The organism is Herbaspirillum sp. B65 (assembly GCF_000333555.1).
In the GTDB taxonomy this organism is placed as follows: Bacteria; Pseudomonadota; Gammaproteobacteria; order Burkholderiales; family Burkholderiaceae_D; genus Herbaspirillum; species Herbaspirillum rubrisubalbicans.
This window is the reverse complement of record NZ_BADI01000128.1, coordinates 1-1,856: the sequence shown is the minus strand read 5'-3', so window position 1 is coordinate 1,856 and position 1,856 is coordinate 1. Positions and strand designations below refer to the sequence as shown.

Below are 1,856 nucleotides of genomic sequence, written 5' to 3'. Positions count from 1 at the left end.
TGACCGCACCTCAACGATCAAGGACATCGCATCATGGCATTCATCGAACTGAACGATATCGTCAAGGTCTTCAAGGACCGCAAGCGTGGCACCGACATGCTGGCCATCGACCACGTCAGTCTGGCGTTGGAGAAGAAGGAATTCCTCTGCCTGCTCGGCCCCTCTGGCTGCGGCAAGTCGACGCTGCTCAACATGATCGCCGGTTTTGAATTCCCCACCAGCGGTGAAGTGAGGGTGGCCGGCCAGGCCATCACCGGGCCGGGCGCGGATCGCGGCATGGTGTTTAGCCATCGCGATCGTGATCGTGGTGATATTCCTGTTCCTCGGTACATTCCGCGCGGTCATCATCCCGGTGGTCACCATCCCGTTGTCCCTGGTCGGCACGGCGGCACTGATGCTGGCCTGCGGATTCTCGATCAACCTGCTGACACTGCTGGCCATGGTCCTGGCCATCGGCCTGGTGGTGGACGATGCCATCGTCGTGGTGGAGAACATCCATCGCCACATCGAGGAAGGTCTTTCACCTGTGCGTGCGGCGTTGCTCGGTGCGCGTGAAATCGTCGGACCGGTGATCGCAATGACCATCACCCTGGCAGCGGTCTACGCCCCGATCGGCTTGATGGGCGGGCTCACCGGCGCACTGTTCAAGGAGTTCTCCTTCACTCTGGCAGGCTCGGTGATCGTCTCGGGAGTAGTCGCACTGACGCTCTCGCCGGTCATGAGCTCGATGCTGCTCAGTTCCAGACAAGGTGAGGGCCAGCTGGCCAAGCGGATCGAACACTCCATGGAGATGCTGACGGCAATCTATCAGCGCATCCTTGCACACACACTGGCCGCTCGCGGCGCGGTCCTGCTGGTCGGCGCAGTCGTGCTGGTCGCCATCTTGGTGTTGTTTGCGGGTACCCGTCGCGAATTGCCCCCACCCGAAGACCAGGGTGCCATCATCGTCGTCACCAAGGCACGCAATATGCCGGGGTAGGCTACACGGCCCGCTATGCCCAACAGATCGAGAAGCTGTTCGAGTCGATCCCGGAATTCGACAGCAGCTTCATGAACATCGGTGACTATGCCGGTGGCCAGAACATGATGATCGAGGGCGCGATCCTGAAGGATTGGTCTGAACGCAAGCGATCGGCGACTGACATCCAGGGCCAGATTCAGGCAGCTGGCGGCGCCATCGACGGCGAGACCCTGACTGCCGTGCAATTGCCGCCGTTGCCCGGCTCCAGCGGTGGCTTGCCGGTGCAGATGGTGTTGCGTTCACCAGATGATTTCAAGACGCTCTATGAAACCGGTGAGAAGATCAAGAATGCGGCCTATGCCAGCGGCTTGTTCCTCTACGCCCAGAACGACCTGTCTTACGACAGCCCTCAGGCCCATATCACCATCGACAACGCCAAAGCCAGTCAGATGGGCCTGACCATGCAGTCCATCGCTGACACACTGGCTGTGCTGGTCGGCGAAAACTACGTCAACCGCTTTAACTTCCATGACCGCTCTTACGACGTCATTCCCCAGGTACGTGGTAGCGAACGCATGACGCCGGAAGATATCGGGCGCTTCTACGTCAAGGCAAGCACCGGTGCAATGGTACCGCTGGCCACCGTGATCCATGTGGAAATGTGGCCGCAGGCGAACCAGCTCGCGCAATTCAATCAGATGAACTCGACCACGCTGGAACTGCTGCCAGCGCCCGGCGTGAGCATGGGCGAAGCGGTTTCCTTCCTGCAATCGCAGCCACTGCCGCCTGGCACCAGTGTGGATTGGCTTAGTGACAGCCGCCAGTTCGTCCAGGAAGGCAACCGGCTGCTGGTGTCGTTCTGCTTCGCGCTGGTGGTCATCTTCCTGGGCGGCGC

At 60.5% G+C, this 1,856-nt stretch carries 2 pseudogenes; both read left to right on the top strand.

Annotated features, from left to right (window positions below):
• Window positions 1-33 precede the first annotated feature (33 nt).
• Window positions 34-198 (top strand): annotated as a pseudogene (locus I5W_RS33990) (ATP-binding cassette domain-containing protein); the annotation flags it as partial.
• A gap of 88 nt (window positions 199-286) precedes the next feature.
• Window positions 287-1,856 (top strand): annotated as a pseudogene (locus I5W_RS03330) (efflux RND transporter permease subunit); the annotation flags it as partial.